At 59.5% G+C, this 19,075-nt stretch carries 15 protein-coding genes; 10 read left to right on the forward strand and 5 right to left on the reverse strand.

The genetic code is table 11. The features are described from left to right. The first annotated feature begins 172 nt into the window (after window positions 1–172). Window positions 173–1,282, forward strand: a complete 1,110-nt coding sequence (rluB, locus tag Q8R10_RS06975; RefSeq protein ID WP_305652298.1) for a 23S rRNA pseudouridine(2605) synthase RluB — start codon at window positions 173–175, stop codon at window positions 1,280–1,282. Between the two features lie 89 nt (window positions 1,283–1,371). Here the strand turns inward: rluB and Q8R10_RS06980 are convergent, their stop codons facing one another. The 5 genes from Q8R10_RS06980 to Q8R10_RS07000 all read right to left on the reverse strand — a co-directional run bounded on the left by Q8R10_RS06980 (window position 1,372) and on the right by Q8R10_RS07000 (window position 6,099). Beyond that, window positions 1,372–2,298, reverse strand: coding sequence for a GGDEF domain-containing protein (locus Q8R10_RS06980; RefSeq protein ID WP_305652300.1), 927 nt, complete (start codon window positions 2,296–2,298; stop codon window positions 1,372–1,374). A gap of 212 nt (window positions 2,299–2,510) precedes the next feature. Further along, window positions 2,511–3,251: a YciK family oxidoreductase gene (locus tag Q8R10_RS06985; RefSeq protein WP_305652301.1), complete on the reverse strand. Its 741-nt coding sequence runs from the start codon at window positions 3,249–3,251 to the stop codon at window positions 2,511–2,513. Between the two features lie 116 nt (window positions 3,252–3,367). Continuing rightward, window positions 3,368–4,039: an N-acetylmuramic acid 6-phosphate phosphatase MupP gene (gene mupP / locus Q8R10_RS06990; RefSeq protein ID WP_305652303.1), complete on the reverse strand. Its 672-nt coding sequence runs from the start codon at window positions 4,037–4,039 to the stop codon at window positions 3,368–3,370. Beyond that, on the reverse strand, window positions 4,039–4,737 hold the full coding sequence (gene ubiG, locus Q8R10_RS06995; protein ID WP_305652305.1) for a bifunctional 2-polyprenyl-6-hydroxyphenol methylase/3-demethylubiquinol 3-O-methyltransferase UbiG: 699 nt from the start codon (window positions 4,735–4,737) through the stop codon (window positions 4,039–4,041). Before ubiG ends, mupP begins: the two co-directional genes overlap by 1 nt. 36 nt (window positions 4,738–4,773) lie before the next feature. Further along, a complete protein-coding gene (locus tag Q8R10_RS07000) occupies window positions 4,774–6,099 on the reverse strand; it encodes a TRZ/ATZ family hydrolase (protein WP_305652307.1) in 1,326 nt (441 codons plus the stop codon). A gap of 106 nt (window positions 6,100–6,205) precedes the next feature. Between Q8R10_RS07000 and mtnA the strand changes: the two genes are divergently transcribed. The 9 genes from mtnA (at window position 6,206) to ihfB (ending at window position 19,066) form a co-directional block, all read left to right on the forward strand. Then, window positions 6,206–7,282, forward strand: a complete 1,077-nt coding sequence (gene mtnA / locus Q8R10_RS07005; protein WP_305652309.1) for an S-methyl-5-thioribose-1-phosphate isomerase — start codon at window positions 6,206–6,208, stop codon at window positions 7,280–7,282. Between the two features lie 223 nt (window positions 7,283–7,505). Further along, window positions 7,506–10,310, forward strand: a complete 2,805-nt coding sequence (gene gyrA / locus Q8R10_RS07010; protein ID WP_305652310.1) for a DNA gyrase subunit A — start codon at window positions 7,506–7,508, stop codon at window positions 10,308–10,310. Window positions 10,311–10,419: 109 nt separating this feature from the next. Next, window positions 10,420–11,505, forward strand: a complete 1,086-nt coding sequence (serC, locus tag Q8R10_RS07015; RefSeq protein WP_305652311.1) for a 3-phosphoserine/phosphohydroxythreonine transaminase — start codon at window positions 10,420–10,422, stop codon at window positions 11,503–11,505. Beyond that, window positions 11,505–12,602 (forward strand): prephenate dehydratase, encoded by a 1,098-nt coding sequence (gene pheA, locus Q8R10_RS07020; protein WP_305652313.1) that lies wholly within the window; start codon window positions 11,505–11,507, stop codon window positions 12,600–12,602. Before serC ends, pheA begins: the two co-directional genes overlap by 1 nt. 184 nt (window positions 12,603–12,786) lie before the next feature. Further along, window positions 12,787–13,899, forward strand: coding sequence for a histidinol-phosphate transaminase (gene hisC / locus Q8R10_RS07025; protein WP_305652315.1), 1,113 nt, complete (start codon window positions 12,787–12,789; stop codon window positions 13,897–13,899). A 28-nt stretch (window positions 13,900–13,927) separates the two neighbouring features. Continuing rightward, window positions 13,928–16,147, forward strand: coding sequence for a bifunctional prephenate dehydrogenase/3-phosphoshikimate 1-carboxyvinyltransferase (locus tag Q8R10_RS07030; RefSeq protein WP_305652440.1), 2,220 nt, complete (start codon window positions 13,928–13,930; stop codon window positions 16,145–16,147). Continuing rightward, window positions 16,144–16,833, forward strand: a complete 690-nt coding sequence (gene cmk, locus Q8R10_RS07035) for a (d)CMP kinase (protein ID WP_305652317.1) — start codon at window positions 16,144–16,146, stop codon at window positions 16,831–16,833. The genes Q8R10_RS07030 and cmk overlap by 4 nt, the downstream gene beginning before the upstream one ends. 121 nt (window positions 16,834–16,954) lie before the next feature. After that, on the forward strand, window positions 16,955–18,637 hold the full coding sequence (gene rpsA, locus Q8R10_RS07040) for a 30S ribosomal protein S1 (RefSeq protein ID WP_305652318.1): 1,683 nt from the start codon (window positions 16,955–16,957) through the stop codon (window positions 18,635–18,637). 120 nt (window positions 18,638–18,757) lie between these two features. Next, window positions 18,758–19,066: an integration host factor subunit beta gene (gene ihfB, locus Q8R10_RS07045; protein WP_305652442.1), complete on the forward strand. Its 309-nt coding sequence runs from the start codon at window positions 18,758–18,760 to the stop codon at window positions 19,064–19,066. Window positions 19,067–19,075: the final 9 nt, after the last annotated feature.

Below are 19,075 nucleotides of genomic sequence, written 5' to 3' on the forward strand. Positions count from 1 at the left end.
TTGCGCTGTACAAAAAACAGACAGTCGGGCGGGCTGATTTAAGCCCTAACCGTGCGCCTGATGGCTAATCAGCGTATGCTTCGCGCCCTTTTGGCGATTGCTCGCCATATTTACGCAATAGCCGTTCGGCAAATAATGCGTTTCATCTACTGCTACACCGGGAGGTGCCAAGATGAGTGATACCGATTTAGGTCCAGCTGGCGAAAAATTACAGAAGGTTTTGGCGCGCATGGGCCTCGGCTCGCGTCGTGATCTCGAAACCTGGATCAGCCTCGGCCGCGTCAAGGTCAATGGCGTCGTTGCCAAGCTCGGTCACCGGGTTGATTCGCTGGATGCCATCAGCCTCGATGGCCGTTTGCTCAAGCGCGAAGAGGGTGCCGAATCGGTCCGTCGCGTGCTGATCTACAACAAGCCCGACGGCGAAATCTGCACCCGTGACGACCCAGAAGGTCGGCCAACCGTATTCGATCGTTTGCCCAAGCCCAAAGAAGGTCGCTGGATCAATATCGGTCGCCTCGACATCAACACTACCGGGCTGCTGATGTTCACCACCGACGGTGAATTGGCCAATCGTTTGATGCACCCTTCCTTTCAGATGGATCGCGAATACGCCGTGCGCGTACGTGGCGAAGTCGATGAGGAGATGCTTGAGCGTTTGAAAGCCGGCGTGGTGCTGGAAGACGGCCCGGCGCGCTTCACCGACATCAAAGAAGCCCCCGGCGGCACCGGTTTCAACCACTGGTATCACTGCGTGGTGATGGAAGGTCGTAACCGCGAAGTGCGTCGTCTGTGGGAATCCCAGGGCGTGGTGGTCAGCCGCCTGAAGCGCGTGCGCTTTGGTCCGGTATTTATGACCTCCGAGTTGACCATGGGCCGCTGGCGCGAAATGGGCCAGCGTGAAATCGACATCCTCAGTGAGGAAGTCGGTTTGACCCCAGTGGCGCTGCCGGCCATGACCGATAAGGCCCGTGACAAGCTGGTGCGTCAGCAGCGTAAATCGGCCAAGCCGGTGGGTCGCGCTGGCCGTCAGGAGCGCACTCTGCGCCCGGCCAGCGGTGGCCGTGGTGAGCGCGCCGCAAGTGGTGACTCGAGCCGTGGCTCGCAAGTGGCCGAGCGCCCAAGCGATGTCAATAAGCGTCCCGCCAAGCCGGCCGGCCGTCAGCAAGAGTCCGGCGAGCGCGGTTCGCGTCAACCGGGTTCGGCGCCAGATAAACGTCGCGGTCCGCCGGCAACTGACGGTCAGCGTCCTGGCTTTGGTCGTGGTCCGCGTAAATCGCAGTAAGGCATTAATGCCTCAGTAAAATCAGCAGACAAAAAGAAGGGCTCCAATAGGAGCCCTTCTTTTTGTCTGCTGATTCGCTCTGGACTGTTTTAACTGGCCACGACCAGGCGATTGCGACCATCGCCTTTGGCCGCGTACATGGCGCAGTCGGCGCGGTGCATGATGCTGCGGATCGACTCGCCAGCGTGCAGGGTGGCGCAACCGAGGCTGACCGACAGTTCAATCGCGCGGCCCTGGGCCAGGCATTGCAGCTCCATCACCGCACGGCGCAGGCGTTCGCCAATCATCGCGGCGGCTTCGCTGCTGGTATTGGACATCACCACCAAAAACTCTTCGCCGCCAAAGCGAAACACCATGTCGATATTGCGCAATTGGGCTTTAAGGGTGGCGGCAAGGGCTTTAAGCACTTCGTCACCGGTGCTGTGGCCGAAGCTGTCGTTGATCCGTTTGAAGTGATCAAGGTCGAGCATCAGCAGCGATAGGGGTTGCTGGTTGCGTTCGGCCAGATCAACTTCACGCTGCAGCACCTGATCCATCGCCAGGCGATTGCCGGTCTCGGTCAGTGGGTCGCGCAAGGCGCTGCGCATGGCGTTGCGATAGAGCAGGGCGTTGCGCAGCGGAAACAGCAAGCTGGCCAGCAGCGATTCGAGTTGTGCGAGTTCCTCTTCCGAGAAGCGCACGCTGCGGCGAAAGGTCAGCTCACCGAGGTATTCACCTTCGTGGCTGAGGCGATAGCAGGCCGAGTGACTGGCGCGCACGCCCATCTCCAGGCGCAAATCGCTGGCGGCCAATTGATAGCTCAAAGCCCCCAGTGGTACCAGGCGCTGTACTTCACGGAAGAACAGGCTAAGGATGCGCTCGGCTTCGAGGCTGGTCTGCAACTGCAGGGTTAGCTGCTGGCGCAGTTGCGCCAGGCTGACCGGCCGCAGTGATTGGGTACGGTTGCCCGTGAAGCCCAAGCGTTGCAGTTTGGCTGCGTCGAAGTCGATGGTGTTGGTTTGGCTGTGAGAAATCATGGTGAACCCCAGGCGCTAAGTGCGTCGACACTAGGCTTAAAGCGATTTCCGTGCCATTTGCTGGTATTGTTAAAAAACTCTTTATGTTTCAGTTAGTTAGTTGTTTTTATTGGTGTCTGGTGGCAGCTGTTTGCCGGTGTTTTGGCGTTGATGCTGGCAATGTGCTGCCGTTCACAAAAGCTGGCCGCCGGGAAACCGGCGGTTCGGTTTGCTTATTGGGCGTCGAAAGCCTGGCCGTTGACGCCGACACTGTCCGGGCCCATCAGGTACAGGTAGACCGGCATGATTTCCTCTGGTGTTGGGTTGCCGGCCGGGTTCTCTCCAGGGTAGGCCTGGGCGCGCATGTCGGTGCGGGTGGCGCCGGGGTTTACGCTGTTGGCGCGGCCCGGGCAGATACCGTCCATCTCGTCGGCCAGCACTTGCATCAGGCCTTCGTTGGCGAACTTTGACACCGCGTAAGCGCCCCAGTAAGCGCGGCCTTTGCGGCCGACACTGCTGGAGGTAAAGATCACCGAGGCATCCGCCGACAGCTTCAGCAATGGCAGCATGGTGCTGGTCAGCATAAAGGTGGCGTTGACGTTGACCTGCATGACGCGCATGAAGTTGTCGCCTGACAACTGCTCAATCGGTGTGCGCGGCCCGAGGATGGCGGCGTTGTGCAGCAGGCCATCGAGGCGACCGAATTCGCGCTCAACCATGGCCGCCAGCTCGTCATATTGATGGGCCAGGGCGGTTTCCAGGTTGAATGGAATGACCGCCGCCTGCGGGTGACCGGCTTCGGCGATGGCGTCATAGACCTGATTCAGATTGGCTTCGGTCTTGCCCAGCAACAATACGGTGGCACCCAGGGCGGCAAAGTTCTTGGCGGCAACCGCACCGATGCCGCGACCGGCGCCGGTCACCAATATGACGCGGCCTTTCAATAGGTCTGGGCGGGCTGTGTATTCGAACATGGAGGAATCTCTCTCGTGTCTTGGGTGTAGGGTGGGTTAGCCGCGAAGCGGCGTAACCCACCATTGGTAACGGCAGCGGCGGGTTACGCTGCGTTCGTCCTACATCTGTCACGGCCTCAGCAGGAGCACAGCGCCCGATCAAGCAGCGCGCGCAGCTCCGCCGGGTGATTAACCACGGCATCGGCGCCCCAGTGGTCAGGGTTGTCGTCGCGGTGGATATAGCCGTAGCGAACCGCCGCGGTGCGGGTGCCAGCCGCGCGGCCAGACTCGATATCGCGCAGGTCGTCGCCAACAAACAGCACGCTGGCAGGTGTAAGGCCCAGGCGGGTGCAAGCCAAGATCATCGGCTCGGGGTCGGGCTTGGTGTTTTTTACGTGCTCGGGGCAAATCAGAATCGCCGAGCGTTGGGCCAGGCCCAGTTGCTGCATGATCGGTTCGGCGTAACGCAGCGGTTTGTTGGTGACCACGCCCCAGATCAGCTTGGCCTGCTCGATGTCGGCCAGCAGCTCTTCGATGCCGTCAAACGGGCGGGTGAACACCGCGCAGTGCTCTTGATAGCGATCAAGAAACTCTTGGCGTAACGCCTCGAATCCTGCGTCTTGCGGGCTCAGCGCAAAGGCGCTGGCGACCATGGCGCGGGCGCCGCCAGAGATCTGCTCGCGAATCAGCTGTTCGGCAATCGGCGGCAAGTCGCGGGCGGCGCGCATGGCCTGGGCCACGGCGATAAAGTCGGGGGCACTGTCGAGCAGGGTGCCGTCCATGTCAAAAAGCACAGCACGCAGGCGCATCAGGCTTCCTTTAAGGTTTGCAGCATGTAGTTAACGTCGACGTCGCTGGCCAGCTTGTAGTGCTTGAGCAGCGGGTTGTAGGTCAGGCCGATGATGTCTTTGACTTGCAGGCCGGTGGCACGGCTCCAGGCACCCAGTTCTGAGGGGCGGATAAACTTTTTAAAGTCGTGGGTGCCGCGCGGCAGCATGCGCATCAGGTATTCGGCGCCAATAATGGCGAACAAATAGGCCTTGGGATTGCGGTTGATGGTGGAGAAAAATACCTGGCCGCCGGGTTTGACCAGTGCGTGGCAGGCGCGGATCACCGACGCCGGGTCGGGCACGTGTTCGAGCATCTCCAGGCAAGTAACCACATCAAACTGCTCGGGCATTTCCAGGGCCAGGTCTTCGGCGGTGCTTTGCCGATAGTCGACCGACACGCCGGACTCCAACTGATGCAGGCGGGCCACGGCCAGCGGCGCTTCGCCCATGTCGATGGCAGTGACTGTGGCGCCGCGCAGGGCCATGGCTTCGCTTAAGATGCCGCCGCCGCAGCCGATGTCGAGCACGGTTTTGCCGGCGAGATTGACCCGCTCGTCGATCCAGTTAACCCGCAGCGGGTTGATGTCGTGCAGTGGCTTGAACTCGCTTTCGCGGTCCCACCAGCGGTGTGCCAGAGCTTCGAATTTAGCGATTTCGGCGTGGTCGACGTTGCTCATAGAAGAACCTGTGGGTAAAGAATCTGGTGAGTTAACTCAGCGAGCCGCGATGCGGGCGCCCCAGCTGCGGGCGCTGGCAATCAAGCGGTCTTCGTCGAGACGGGTTAGCTGCTGGTTGTCGAGTAATTGCTTGCCGCCAACCCAGACGTGTTTAACACCGCTGCGATTGCCGGCATAAATCAGTTGTGAGACCGGATCATAGACCGGTTGTTGCGCCAGGCCGCTGAGGTCAAAGGCTAACAGGTCGGCGGCTTTGCCGATTTCCAGTGAGCCGGTGTGCTCCTCAATCCCCAAGGCGCGGGCGCCGTTAAGGGTGGCCATGCGCAATGCCTGGTGGGCGTCCAGCGCCGTTGCCGAATTGGCCACGGCTTTGGCCAGCAAGGCGGCGGTGCGGGTTTCACCGAGCAAGTCCAGGCTGTTATTGCTGGCCGCGCCGTCGGTACCAATCGCCACATTGACGCCTGCTTGCCAGAGTTTTTCTACCGGGCACAGGCCGCTGGCGAGCTTGAGGTTGGAGTGCGGGCAATGGATGACATGGCTGTTACTTTCTACCAGTAGTGCGAGGTCGTCGTCACTGATCTGGGTCATATGCACCGCCTGAAAGCGTGGCCCCAGCAGCCCGAGGCGAGCCAGGCGGGCCAGTGGGCGTTCGCCGCGCTGCTCGAGGCTTTGTTGTACCTCGAAGGCGGTTTCCTGCACGTGCATATGAATGCCGGCATCCAGTTCTTCGGCCAGCATGCGGATGTTTTCCAGTTTGTCATCGCTGACGCTGTAGGGCGCGTGGGGGCCGAAGGCGACTTTAATGCGTGGGTGCTGCTTGAGGTCGTCGAGCAGGAGCAGGCCTTTGTGCAAGGATTCTGCGCTGTCGCGGGCGCCGGGAATTGGGAAGTCCAGGATCGGGATAGTGATCTGGGCGCGCATGCCGCTGGTGTGAATCACCTCGCTGGCCACTTCTGGGAAAAAATACATGTCGGAGAAGCAAGTGATGCCGCCCTTGAGTTGCTCGGCAATCGCCAGCTCGGTGCCGTCGCGCACAAAGGCCTCATCCACCCAGCGCGCTTCCGCCGGCCAGATGTGCTGCTCGAGCCAATGCATCAGCGGTACGTCGTCGGCCAGGCCGCGAAACAGCGTCATCGCCGCATGGCCGTGGGCATTGATCAGGCCGGGGCAGAGCAGCATGTCCGGCAGCTCGCGGACTTCTTTGGCCGGGTGCAATAGGGCGCTGGCGCGCGGCGCGATCAGCACGATGCGGCCATCGCGAATGCCCAGGCCATGCTGTTTTAACACCACGCCGGCGGGCTCAACCGGCACCAGCCAGGTCGGCAAGAGGAGGAGGTCGAGCGGGGCGCTGTGGTCGGGCATGATCGGCAGTCTTGAGCGTTTGTACGAGGCTGGCCAGTATACCCGAGCGCCCAGCGGGTCGGCTCGCTATAATCGGCGGCTTTTGGTTGTGGGTACGAGGTGAGTCATGCGTGATCGATTGCTAGCGGCAGAGAAAGTTAAGGCGATTGAATGGCGCGATGGCACGCTGTATTTGCTCGATCAACGGCTGCTGCCGTTCGAGGAAACCTGGCTGGCCTATGAGTCGGCGGCAGGTGTGGCTGAGGCCATTCGGCAGATGGTGGTGCGCGGCGCGCCGGCCATCGGCATTGCGGCGGCCTATGGGTTGGTGCTGGGCGTCAAGGCGCGCCTGGCCGCCGGTGGCGATTGGCAGGCGGCGCTGGAGGCGGATTTCCAGGTGCTGGCTGAGTCGCGGCCGACTGCGGTTAATTTGTTTTGGGCGCTGAACTGCATGCGTGAGCGTTTACAGCGGCTTAAAGCTGCCGATGAGCCGTTGCGCGCCCTGGAGTTGGAGGCGCTTGGCATCCATGCCAGTGATCGCGAGGCCAATCTGACCATGGCGCAATTCGGCGTCGAGGTGATTCGTCAGCATCAGGGCAGTGCCCAGCCAATTTTGACCCACTGCAACACCGGTGCACTGGCGACTGGCGGCTTTGGCACGGCGCTGGGGGTGATTCGCGCGGCCTATCTGGAGGGCTTGGTCGAGCGGGTGTATGCCGATGAGACCCGGCCCTGGCTGCAGGGTTCGCGCCTGACCGCCTGGGAGCTGGCCAGCGATGGCGTGCCGGTCACCTTGAATGCCGACTCTGCGGCCGCGCATCTGATGAAAACCAAGGGCATCACCTGGGTGATAGTCGGTGCCGACCGCATCACCGCCAATGGCGACGTGGCCAACAAGATTGGCACCTATCAGCTGGCGGTGAATGCCATGCACCACGGCGTGCGCTTTATGGTGGTGGCGCCCAGTTCGACCATTGATATGGCACTGGCTACCGGCGATGAAATCCCCATCGAGGAGCGTGACGGCAGTGAGTTGCTGGAGATCGCCGGGCGGCGGGTGGCGGCCGAAGTGGATGCAATCAATCCGGTATTTGATGTGACGCCAGCCGATCTGATCGATTACCTGATCACCGAGAAGGGTGTGATCGAGCGGCCGAATGCGGCAAAAATGGCCCAGCTGATGTGTCGCAAGCGCCTGCACTGAGTGTTGCGCGGCCCGGACTGCTGGGTTGGGTGCTGTGGGGTGATTGTGGTATGCTCCGGCGGTTTTCAGGCCGGCCTTAACGGGCCACTGAAGGGCACAGATTTTTAGCTTAACCCGTTGATTTTTCGTGAGTCGTTGCAGCTAATTTAGCCGCAACGGCGAACTTCGCCATATTCCACGCGGATTGCGCGGAGTTTCACCAGAATAAGGAACCAGGCTTCTCATGGGCGAACTGGCCAAAGAAATTGTACCGGTCAATATCGAAGACGAGCTGAAACAGTCGTATCTCGACTACGCGATGAGCGTGATCGTCGGTCGTGCATTACCCGATGCCCGTGATGGCTTAAAGCCCGTGCACCGGCGCGTGCTGTTCGCGATGAGTGAGCTGGGTAACGACTGGAACAAGGCGTATAAAAAATCCGCCCGTGTGGTCGGCGACGTGATCGGTAAGTATCACCCGCACGGTGATACTGCGGTGTACGACACCATCGTTCGGATGGCGCAGCCGTTCTCGCTGCGCTACCTGCTGGTAGACGGTCAGGGTAACTTCGGTTCGGTCGACGGCGATAACGCGGCCGCCATGCGTTACACCGAAGTGCGGATGACCAAGCTGGCCCATGAGCTGCTGGCCGATCTGGATAAAGAGACGGTCGATTGGGTGCCCAACTACGACGGCACCGAGCAGATTCCGGCGGTCATGCCGACCAAGATTCCCAACCTGCTGGTCAATGGTTCCAGCGGTATTGCCGTGGGCATGGCGACCAATATTCCGCCGCACAACCTGGGCGAAGTCATCGACGGCTGCCTGGCGCTGATCGAAAACCCGGAACTGACCATCGATGAATTGATGCAGTACATTCCGGGCCCGGACTTCCCAACAGCGGCGATCATCAACGGTCGCGCCGGCATCATCGAAGCCTATCGCACCGGTCGTGGACGGATTCAGATCCGCGCCCGCGCCACCATCGAAGACATCGATAAGGTCGGCGGTCGCCAGCAGATCATCATCACCGAGCTGCCGTACCAGCTGAACAAGGCCCGACTGATCGAGAAGATTGCCGAGCTGGTTAAAGAGAAGAAGCTCGAAGGCATCAGCGAGCTGCGCGACGAGTCCGACAAAGACGGCATGCGCGTGGTGATTGAACTGCGTCGTGGCGAAGTGGCAGAAGTGGTGCTGAATAACCTCTACGCCCAGACCCAGTTGCAGAGCGTGTTCGGTATCAACGTGGTGGCGCTGATCGACGGCCAGCCGAAGATTCTGAACCTCAAGGATCTGCTCGAAGCCTTCGTGCTGCACCGCCGTGAAGTGGTGACGCGGCGTACCGTGTACCTGCTGCGTAAAGCCCGCGAGCGTGGGCATATCCTCGAAGGACAAGCCGTTGCGCTGTCCAACATCGATCCGGTAATCGCGCTGATCAAAGCCTCGCCAAGCCCGGCCGAAGCCAAAGAAGGCTTGGTCGCCATGGGCTGGGAATCCTCGGCTGTGCAAGCCATGGTTGAGCGCGCAGGCGCTGACTCGTGCCGCCCGGATACCCTAGATGCGCAGTACGGCTTGCGTGACGGTAAGTACTACCTGTCGCCAGAACAGGCGCAGGCGATTCTTGAATTGCGCTTGCACCGTCTGACCGGTCTTGAGCACGAGAAGCTGTTGGCCGAGTACCAAGAGATTCTGCTGCAAATCGGCGAGCTGATCCGCATCCTGACCAGCGCCACGCGCTTGATGGAAGTGATCCGCGAAGAGCTGGAAGGCGTTAAGGCCGAGTTTGGCGACAAGCGTCGTACCGAGATTCTCGATACCCGTCTGGACCTGACCCTGGCCGATTTGATTACCGAAGAGGAGCGGGTAGTCACCATCTCCCACGGTGGTTATGCCAAGTCGCAACCGCTGATGGCCTATCAGGCCCAGCGTCGCGGCGGTAAAGGCAAGTCGGCCACCGGCGTTAAAGATGAGGACTACATCGAGCATCTGCTGGTCGCCAACAGCCACGCCACGCTCTTGTTGTTCTCCAGCAAAGGCAAGGTGTACTGGCTGAAGACCTACGAGATTCCTGAGGCTTCACGGGCTGCCCGTGGTCGGCCGCTGGTCAACCTGCTGCCGCTGAGCGAAGGCGAATGTATCACCGCGATGCTGCAGGTCGATCTCGAGGCCTTGCGTCTGCAAGCGCCGGAAGGCGAAGAGTTGGATGATATCGAAGGCGTGCTGGTCGAGCAGGACGAGGTTGAAGAGCTGGCCGACGACGAAGACGCTGATGGCGCCGATGTCTCGGAAAGTAAAGATGTGCCTACGGGTGCCTATATTTTCATGGCTACGGCCAACGGCACGGTGAAGAAGACTCCGCTGGTGCAATTCAGTCGTCCGCGTAGCGTCGGTCTGATTGCCCTGAAGCTGGACGAAGGTGACACCCTGATCGCCGCCGCCGTAACTGACGGCGCCCGTGAAGTGATGATGTTCTCCGACGGCGGCAAGGTGATTCGCTTCCAGGAAAGCAAGGTGCGCACCATGGGCCGTACCGCCCGTGGCGTGCGCGGCATGCGCCTGCCGGAAGGCCAGCACATTATCTCCATGCTGATCCCGGAAGCTGACGCGCAAATCCTCACCGCCTCTGCCCGTGGTTACGGCAAGCGCACTGCGATGGCCGACTTCCCTCGTCGCGGTCGCGGCGGCCAGGGCGTAATTGCCATGGTCAGCAATGATCGTAACGGCAAGCTGGTCGGCGCCGTGCAAGTGCTGGATGGCGAGGAAATCATGCTGATCTCCGACCAGGGCACGCTGGTGCGTACCCGGGTTGCCGAGGTGTCGTCGCTGGGCCGCAATACTCAGGGCGTGACCCTGATCAAGTTGGCCAGCGATGAAACCCTGGTCGGTCTTGAGCGTGTGCAAGAGCTATCCGAAGTCGAAGGCGAAGAGCTAGACGACGAGTTCGCTGATGCGGCTGAGCTGGATGCTGTTGATGCCGGCGAGCCAGATGGCGAGTCACTTGAAGCTGCTGCGGACGACTCTAGTACCGAAGCGCCAAGCGAAGAGTAATAACTGCAGGGCGGATGGTGTGCTAGGCGCCTATCCGCTCCAGGCTAGATCGGCGAGTAGCGCTGCGCGTTGCTCGCCCGCCCCACACTACAAGCAAGTGAGAGTCGATGTGAGCAAGCGAGCCCATAACTTCTGCGCCGGCCCCGCCGCGCTTCCTGAAGCCGTATTGTTGCGTGCTCAGGCCGAGCTTCTCGATTGGCACGGCAAAGGCCTGTCCGTGATGGAAATGAGCCATCGCAGCGCCGACTATGTGGCGATTGCCGAAAAAGCCGAGCAGGATCTACGCGATCTGCTGGCCATTCCGTCCAATTACAAAGTGCTGTTTTTGCAAGGCGGCGCCAGCCAGCAGTTTGCCGAAATCCCGCTGAATCTGCTGCCTGAAGGTGGTGTGGCTGACTATATCGATACCGGTATCTGGTCGAAAAAAGCCATTGAGGAAGCCAGTCGTTTCGGCAACATTAATGTCGCCGCCAGCGCCAAGCCTTACGACTACTTTGCCATCCCAGGGCAAAATGAGTGGAAGCTGAGCAAGGACGCCGCCTACCTGCACTACGCCAGCAACGAAACCATTGGTGGTCTGCAGTTTGACTGGGTGCCGGAAGTGGGCGACGTGCCGCTGGTGGTGGATATGTCTTCCGACATTCTGTCGCGCCCCATCGATGTCTCGCAGTTCGGCCTGATCTACGCCGGCGCGCAGAAAAACATCGGCCCCAGCGGCTTGGTGGTGGTGATAGTACGTGAAGACTTGCTCGGTAAGGCGCGCTCACACTGCCCGACCATGCTCAACTACAAGGTCGCGGCCGACAACGGCTCGATGTACAACACCCCGGCGACCTTCTCCTGGTACCTCTCGGGCCTGGTGTTTGAGTGGCTCAAGGAGCAGGGCGGCGTCGAGGCGATGGAGCGAGTCAATCGCGCCAAAAAAGAACTGCTCTACAAGACCATCGACAGCAGCGAGTTGTACAGCAACCCGATTGCCCACAATGCTCGCTCGTGGATGAACGTGCCGTTTCGCTTGGCCGATGATCGCTTGGATAAGCCGTTTCTGCTTGGCGCCGATGCCCGTGGCTTGCTCAATCTGCAAGGCCATCGCTCGGTCGGCGGCATGCGTGCCTCTATCTATAACGCGGTGGGTATGGATGCGGTTGAAGCGCTGGTTCATTACATGGCGGAGTTCGAGAAGGAGCACGCGTGATGTCCGATCAGGATCAGCTCAAGGCGCTACGAGTGCGAATTGACAGCCTCGATGAGAAAATCCTCGAGCTGATCAGCGAGCGCGCCAGCTGTGCTCAGCAAGTCGCGCGGGCCAAGTTGCTGTCGTTGCCGGCCGGCGAGAAAGCGGTGTTCTATCGTCCCGAGCGCGAGGCCTGGGTGCTCAAGCACATCATGGAGCTCAATCAGGGTCCGCTGGACAACGAGGAAGTGGCGCGCTTATTCCGCGAGATCATGTCGTCCTGTCTGGCCCTTGAGCAACCGCTGAAAGTGGCTTACTTGGGGCCTGAGGGCACCTTCACCCAGGCCGCTGCGCTCAAACACTTCGGTCATGCGGTGATCAGCGTGCCGATGACTGCCATCGACGAAGTCTTCCGCGAAGTGGCTGCCGGGGCGGTGAATTTTGGCGTGGTGCCGGTGGAAAACTCCACCGAGGGCGCGGTCAATCACACCCTGGACAGCTTTCTCGAGCACGACCTGGTCATCTGCGGCGAAGTTGAGCTGCGCATTCACCACCACTTGCTGGTCGGCGAAACCACCAAGACCGACCGCATTACCCGCATCTACTCCCACGCCCAGTCGCTGGCGCAGTGTCGCAAGTGGTTGGATGCCCATTACCCGAATGTCGAGCGGGTGGCGGTGTCGAGCAATGCCGATGCGGCCAAGCGGGTGAAGAGTGAGTGGAATTCGGCGGCGATTGCCGGTGACATGGCCGCGAGCCTTTATGGTTTAAGCAAGCTGGCCGAGAAAATTGAAGACCGCCCGGACAACTCCACGCGCTTCTTGATTATCGGTAATCAGGAAGTGCCGCCGACCGGCGACGACAAGACTTCGGTGATTGTCTCGATGCGCAATAAGCCCGGCGCGCTGCACGAGTTGCTGGTGCCGTTCCATATTGCCGGCATTGACCTGACCCGGATCGAGACGCGCCCCTCGCGCAGCGGCAAGTGGACCTATGCGTTCTTTATCGATTTCGTCGGCCATCACCGTGATCCGCTGATCAGCGACGTGCTGGAGAAAATCAATCAAGAAGCGGTGGCGCTTAAAGTGCTCGGCTCTTATCCAAAAGCGGTGCTTTGAGTTTTCGGCCTTTGTCGAGATTCAATTCGTAGGGGGGGTTAGACGCGCGGCGGCGTAACCCGCCAGCGGTATTGAGGGTTCGATGGGTATCTCCAGGTTCAACTGCACCCTGCGAGTCTGGATAGTCTCAAGGTTCAACGGGTACACCGCATTGTTAAATGCCTCTCGCGATTAAGGAATTTCCATGAGCTGCGACTTCCTCGCTCAAGCATTGCCGAGCGTGCAAAAGCTTTCCCCCTACGTCCCCGGCAAACCGGTCGACGAATTGGCCCGCGAACTGAATCTCGATCCGCTGAGCATCGTCAAGCTGGCCAGCAATGAGAATCCGCTCGGGCCCAGCCCGAAAGTGCTGGCGGCTATTACGGCGGCGTTGCCGGAGTTGACCCGTTACCCCGATGGCAATGGTTTCGCGCTGAAAGTGGCGCTGGCCGAACGCTGCGGCGTACAGACCAATCAGGTGACGCTGGGCAATGGCTCCAATGACATCCTCGAATTAGTCGCCCGCGCCTATCTCGCGCCGGGGCTGAATGCGGTATTCAGTGAGCATGCCTTCGCGGTCTATCCCATAGTCACTCAGGCGGTGGGTGCCGACGCCCACGTAGTGCCGGCCAAGGATTTTGGTCATGATCTGCCGGCCATGCTGGCGGCTATCGATGCGCAGACGCGGGTGGTGTTTATCGCCAACCCGAACAATCCGACCGGCACCTGGTTTGGCCCGCAAGCCCTGCGCGAGTTTCTCGCCCAGGTGCCGGAAAGCGTCTTGGTGGTGCTGGATGAGGCCTATATCGAATACGCCGAAGGCGATGACTTGCCCGATGGCTTGAGCTATCTGGCCAGTACCCCGAACTTGCTGGTGTCGCGGACTTTCTCCAAGGCCTACGGCCTGGCGGCGCTGCGGGTCGGTTACGGGGTGTGTTCGGCGGTGATTGCCGATGTGCTCAATCGCGTCCGCCAGCCTTTTAATGTGAATAGCCTGGCCTTGGCGGCAGCCTGTGCGGCCTTGGCTGACAGCGACTATCTGGCCGCCAGCCGCCGTATGAATGACGCCGGCATGGCGCAGTTGGAGGCCGGCTTTACCGAGCTGGGTTTGCGCTGGATTGCCTCCAAGGGCAATTTTATTGCCTTCGATCTGGGGTGCGAGGCGATGCCGGTCTTTCAGGCGCTGCTGCGTGAGGGCGTGATAGTGCGGCCAGTGGCCAACTACGGCATGCCGACTTACTTGCGTGTGTCGATTGGTTTGCCCGCGGAAAATGCCCGTTTCTTAACGGCGCTGGCCAAGGTGCTTGATCGTGGCTGATGTCATACCCGCGCAACCAAGCCAGCCTATGTTCGGCCGCCTGGTGGTGGTGGGCCTGGGCCTGATCGGCGGCTCGTTCGCCAAAGGCTTGCGCGAGAAAGGTCTATTCCGTGAAGTGGTTGGCGTCGATCTGGACCTCGAGTCGCGCCGTGTGGCGGTTGAATTGGGGGTGGTCGATCGCTGCGAAGAAGACCTGTCTGCCGCCTGTGTGGGCGCCGATGTCATTCAGTTGGCCGTGCCCATCCTGGCCATGGGAAAACTGCTGATGGCCTTGGCCAAGTTGGATTTGGCTGGCGCTGTGTTGACCGATGTCGGCAGCGCCAAGGGCAGCGTGGTGCGCGCCGCCGAACTGGCGTTTGCCGGCTTGTCGCTGCGTTTCGTGCCTGGGCATCCAATTGCCGGCTCCGAGCAGAGCGGCGTGGAAGCGGCGAATGGCCAGTTGTTTCGCCGGCATAAAGTAATTCTCACGCCACTGCCGCAGGTCGATGCTGCTGCGCTGACCTTGGTTGACCGGCTCTGGCGTGAGCTCGGCGCCGACGTTGAACATATGCAGGTCGAACACCATGATCAGGTGCTGGCAGCCACCAGCCATTTGCCACATTTGTTGGCCTTTGGTTTGGTCGACTCGCTGGCCAAGCGCAGTGAGAACTTAGAGATTTTTCGCTACGCTGCCGGTGGCTTTCGCGACTTTACCCGGATTGCCGGCAGCGATCCGCTGATGTGGCATGACATCTTCCTTGCCAATCGCGAGGCGGTGTTGCGCACCCTCGATGCCTTTCGTGACGATCTCGATGCGTTGCGTGGGGCGATCGATGCCGGCGACGGACATCAGCTACTTGGCGTGTTTACCCGTGCACGGGTGGCGCGTGAACATTTCAGTAAAATTTTGGCCCGCAGGGCTTATGTGGACGCTATGGACAACAATGATTTGATTTACCTTGCGCAGCCCGGCGGCAGCTTGTCTGGTCGTATTCGCGTGCCCGGCGATAAATCCATTTCCCATCGCTCGATCATGCTCGGCTCGCTGGCTGAAGGCACCACTGAAGTGGAAGGCTTTCTGGAAGGTGAGGACGCCCTGGCAACTTTGCAGGCGTTTCGCGACATGGGCGTGGTCATTGAAGGCCCGCATCACGGTCGGGTGACCATTCATGGGGTTGGCTTGCATGGTTTGCAGGCGCCGCCTGGGCCGATTTACCTGGGTAACTCGGGCACCTCGATGCGCTTGCTGTCGGGCTTGCTGGCGGCGCAGTCCTTTGATTCAACCTTGACCGGCGATGCCTCGCTGACGAAGCGGCCAATGAATCGGGTGGCTAAACCCTTGCGTGAAATGGGCGCCGTGATCGAGACCGCCGCCGAAGGTCGGCCGCCATTGGTGATTCGTGGTGGTCAGCGCCTGAGTGGTATGAACTACCAAATGCCGATGGCCAGCGCCCAGGTTAAATCCAGTCTGTTGCTGGCTGGTTTATATGCGGCGGGCGAAACTGCAGTCACCGAACCGGCTCCGACCCGCGATCATACCGAGCGCATGCTGCGCGGTTTTGGCTATCCGGTCAGCGTCGAGGGTAGCACCGCAGCGGTTGAATCGGGGCACAAGTTGACAGCCACCCAGATCGAGGTGCCGGCGGATATTTCCTCTGCGGCGTTCTTTCTGGTGGCGGCGAGCATTGCCGAAGGCTCGGAGTTGTTGCTGGAACATGTCGGCATCAATCCGACCCGCACCGGGGTGATTGATATTCTTAAGCTGATGGGCGCCGATATCAGTCTGGAAAACCAGCGTGAAGTCGGCGGCGAGCCGGTGGCGGATCTGCGCGTGCGTGCGGCCAAACTCAAAGGTATAGATATTCCAGAAGAGCTGGTGCCGTTGGCCATCGACGAGTTTCCAGTGCTGTTCATTGCCGCCGCCTGCGCCGAAGGGCGCACTGTGCTGCGCGGCGCCGAAGAGCTGCGGGTCAAAGAGTCTGATCGTATTCAGGTGATGGCCGATGGCTTGCTGGCGCTGGGTGTCAAGTGTGAGCCGACGCCGGACGGCATCATTATCGATGGCAATGCCGTCAGCGGCGCTATCGGTGGCGGTGAAGTCCACAGCCATGGTGATCACCGCATTGCCATGGCCTTTAGCGTCGCCTCGCTGCGCGCCAGTGCGCCTATACGCATTCATGATTGCGCCAATGTCGCCACTTCTTTCCCGAATTTCCTTGGTTTGGCTGCGCAGGTTGGCATTCGCGTCAGTGAAGAGGTGCAGGCATGAGTGGCTTGGCGCCGGTCATCTGCATCGATGGTCCAAGTGGTTCAGGTAAGGGCACCATCGCCGGCTTGGTGGCGCGCAAGCTCGGTTGGTGCCTGCTGGATTCGGGCGCGCTCTATCGCTTGCTAGCCTTTGCCGCGCGCAATCATGGCGTCGATCTGACCAATGAAGAAGCCTTGAAGCTGCTGGCGGCGCACCTGGATGTGCAGTTTATTGCTGCAGGCGAAAGTCATGGCCAGCAGATCATTCTGGAAGGCGAAGACGTCACCGATGCCATCCGCAATGAACAGGTTGGCGCTGGCGCATCTCAGGTTGCAGCCTTGCCGGCGGTGCGCGAAGCCTTGTTGCAGCGTCAACAAGCCTTTCGTGAAATGCCGGGCCTGGTGGCCGATGGTCGCGATATGGGGACGGTGGTGTTTCCTGATGCGCCGTTAAAAATCTTTCTGACCGCCAGTGCCGACGAGCGCGCCCGCCGCCGTTACTTGCAGTTGAAGGCCAAAGGCGATGATGTTAGCCTTAGCAGTCTGCTAGAAGAGATCCGTACGCGTGATGAGCGCGACACCCAGCGCGCAGTAGCCCCGCTTAAGCCGGCGGCTGATGCGCTACAGTTGGATTCCACGGAGCTCTCAATCGAGCAGGTGCTGGAACGCATTCTGAGTGAAGTCGCAGTCCGCGACATCGCCGGATGACCAAGAGCAACTACGGGGGACCAGTCCTAGTCCCGTGCTTGCTCTTTAACTTGAATGAACCCACGTTGTCTGGAATGTGGCAGTTGGGCGGTTACTTCGCCCTAGATCAACAGGAATTAAAATGAGCGAAAGCTTTGCAGAACTCTTTGAAGAAAGCCTAAAAACTCTCAACCTTCAGGCTGGCTCGATCATCACCGGTATCGTTGTTGATATCGATGGTGACTGGGTAACTGTTCACGCAGGCCTGAAGTCCGAGGGTGTCATTCCGCTCGAGCAGTTCTACAACGATGCTGGCGAGCTGACCATCAAGGTCGGTGACGAAGTTCACGTTGCGCTGGACGCGGTTGAAGATGGCTTTGGTGAAACCAAGCTGTCCCGCGAAAAAGCCAAACGTGCTGAGTGCTGGATTGTTCTGGAAGCGGCATTCGCAGCTGAAGAAGTGGTTAAGGGCGTTATCAACGGTAAGGTTAAGGGCGGCTTCACTGTCGACGTTAACGGCATCCGTGCGTTCCTGCCAGGTTCTCTGGTTGACGTCCGTCCAGTGCGCGATACCGCTCACCTGGAAGGCAAAGAGCTCGAATTCAAAGTTATCAAGCTCGATCAGAAGCGCAACAACGTGGTTGTATCGCGTCGTAGCGTCCTGGAAGCTGAAAACAGTGCTGAGCGCGAAGCTCTGCTGGAATCCTTGCAAGAAGGTCAGCAAGTTAAGGGTATCGTTAAGAACCTCACGGATTACGGCGCATTCGTCGATCTGGGTGGCGTCGATGGCCTGCTGCACATCACCGACATGGCTTGGAAGCGCATCAAGCATCCATCGGAAATCGTCAACGTTGGCGACGAGATCGATGTGAAGATCCTCAAGTACGACCGCGAGCGCAATCGTGTGTCCTTGGGCCTCAAGCAGTTGGGCGAAGATCCATGGGTTGCTATCAAAGCCCGTTACCCACAAGACACTCGCGTTACCGCGCGTGTAACCAACCTGACCGACTACGGCTGCTTTGCTGAGCTGGAAGAAGGCGTGGAAGGTCTTGTGCACGTATCCGAAATGGATTGGACCAACAAAAACATCCACCCGTCGAAAGTCGTACAAGTTGGCGACGAAGTGGAAGTTATGGTTCTCGATATCGACGAAGAACGTCGTCGTATCTCCCTCGGCATCAAGCAGTGCAAAGTTAACCCGTGGGAAGACTTCTCGGGTCAGTTCAACAAGGGCGACAAGATCTCCGGCACCATCAAGTCGATCACCGATTTCGGTATCTTCATTGGTTTGGACGGCGGCATCGACGGCCTGGTTCACCTGTCCGACATTTCTTGGCACGAAGCCGGCGAAGAAGCCGTGCGTCGCTTCAAGAAGGGCGACGAGCTGGACACCGTTATCCTCTCGGTTGACCCAGAGCGCGAGCGCATCTCTCTAGGTATCAAGCAGCTGGAAGAAGACCCGTTCTCCGACTACGTTGCTGTTAACGATAAAGGCACCATCGTGCGCGGCATCGTTAAAGAAGTTGACGCCAAGGGCGCTGTAATCACCCTGGCTGAAGGCATCGAAGCTGTACTGAAGGCCTCCGAAATCAGCCGTGACCGCGTTGAAGATGCGCGTAACCTGCTGAAGGAAGGCGAAGAAGTAGAAGCCAAGATCATCAGCGTTGATCGTAAGAGCCGCGTAATCAGCTTGTCGATCAAGTCGAAAGACGTTGAAGATGAAAAGGACGCAATGAAAGAATTGCGCACCAAGCAAGACGTTGACACCGCAGCTCCGACCACCATTGGTGATCTGATCCGCGCGAAAATGGAAAGCCAGAACTAAGTTTCGGCGATTCAAAAAAAGGGCGACTTCGGTCGCCCTTTTTTATGCCCGTTACAAAGCTTAAATCTTAGGCTGTTCAAAGCTTTACGAGCATGCTAAAACTCTACAGAGTTGTTCTACCTGCTTGAAATAGAAGGGAAAAGCATGACCAAGTCGGAGTTGATCGAGCGGATCGTTACGCACCAGGGGCTGCTGTCGCCGAAGGATGTCGAGCTGGCAATCAAAACCATGCTCGAACAAATGTCCCAGGCCTTGTCGACCGGTGATCGTATCGAGATCCGTGGCTTTGGCAGCTTCTCCCTGCATTTCCGTGCCCCGCGAGTTGGACGCAACCCGAAGACCGGTGACTCCGTGAGCTTAGATGGCAAGTTCGTGCCGCATTTCAAGCCGGGTAAGGAGTTGCGGGATCGGGTGAATGAGGATGAATAGAGAGCGTAG

It is taken from the genome of Pseudomonas sp. (assembly GCF_030698175.1).
GTDB lineage: Bacteria > Pseudomonadota > Gammaproteobacteria > Pseudomonadales > Pseudomonadaceae > Aquipseudomonas.

What these genes read in the sequence shown, in the direction of transcription:
- cmk (WP_305652317.1), top strand. Translation starts at nt 16,144, where the DNA reads ATGAGTGGCTTGGCGCCGGTCATCTGCATCGATGGTCCAAGTGGTTCA.
- pheA (WP_305652313.1), top strand. Translation starts at nt 11,505, where the DNA reads ATGTCCGATCAGGATCAGCTCAAGGCGCTACGAGTGCGAATTGACAGC.
- Q8R10_RS07030 (WP_305652440.1), top strand. Translation starts at nt 13,928, where the DNA reads ATGTTCGGCCGCCTGGTGGTGGTGGGCCTGGGCCTGATCGGCGGCTCG.
- mupP (WP_305652303.1), bottom strand. Translation starts at nt 4,039, where the DNA reads ATGCGCCTGCGTGCTGTGCTTTTTGACATGGACGGCACCCTGCTCGAC.
- gyrA (WP_305652310.1), top strand. Translation starts at nt 7,506, where the DNA reads ATGGGCGAACTGGCCAAAGAAATTGTACCGGTCAATATCGAAGACGAG.
- ubiG (WP_305652305.1), bottom strand. Translation starts at nt 4,737, where the DNA reads ATGAGCAACGTCGACCACGCCGAAATCGCTAAATTCGAAGCTCTGGCA.
- Q8R10_RS07000 (WP_305652307.1), bottom strand. Translation starts at nt 6,099, where the DNA reads ATGCCCGACCACAGCGCCCCGCTCGACCTCCTCCTCTTGCCGACCTGG.
- rpsA (WP_305652318.1), top strand. Translation starts at nt 16,955, where the DNA reads ATGAGCGAAAGCTTTGCAGAACTCTTTGAAGAAAGCCTAAAAACTCTC.
- hisC (WP_305652315.1), top strand. Translation starts at nt 12,787, where the DNA reads ATGAGCTGCGACTTCCTCGCTCAAGCATTGCCGAGCGTGCAAAAGCTT.
- Q8R10_RS06985 (WP_305652301.1), bottom strand. Translation starts at nt 3,251, where the DNA reads ATGTTCGAATACACAGCCCGCCCAGACCTATTGAAAGGCCGCGTCATA.
- rluB (WP_305652298.1), top strand. Translation starts at nt 173, where the DNA reads ATGAGTGATACCGATTTAGGTCCAGCTGGCGAAAAATTACAGAAGGTT.
- mtnA (WP_305652309.1), top strand. Translation starts at nt 6,206, where the DNA reads ATGCGTGATCGATTGCTAGCGGCAGAGAAAGTTAAGGCGATTGAATGG.
- Q8R10_RS06980 (WP_305652300.1), bottom strand. Translation starts at nt 2,298, where the DNA reads ATGATTTCTCACAGCCAAACCAACACCATCGACTTCGACGCAGCCAAA.